Source organism: Pelomicrobium sp. G1, assembly GCF_051905455.1.
GTDB lineage: Bacteria > Pseudomonadota > Gammaproteobacteria > Burkholderiales > UBA6910 > Pelomicrobium.
In genome coordinates, this window is the sequence record NZ_JBQACR010000492.1 from 1 (window position 1) to 247 (window position 247).

The following is a 247-nucleotide window of genomic DNA, read 5'->3' on the forward strand; positions in this document are numbered from 1 at the left end:
GGTCAGGACATCGACCGGGCGTACCGCAGCGTCACAACGCCCATCTACCAGACGTCCACGTTCCGCTTTGAGGACGTGGGGGCGACGAGCGGCTTCGAGTACACCCGGCTCGGCAACCCCACCCGCCAGGCCCTGGAAGCGCTGCTGGCGGAGCTGGAGGGGGGCGCGGGCGCCGTGGCGGCGGCGAGCGGCATGGCAGCCATCTCTATCGCCCTAGCGGTGTTGGAAGCCGGCGCCCATCTGCTCT

The 247-nt window shown here is 70.4% G+C and carries 1 protein-coding gene; it reads left to right on the forward strand.

The features are described from left to right. Window positions 1-247, forward strand: a 247-nt coding sequence (locus ACTFO6_RS19345; protein WP_439935943.1) for a PLP-dependent transferase, incomplete at both ends; no start/stop codon positions are given.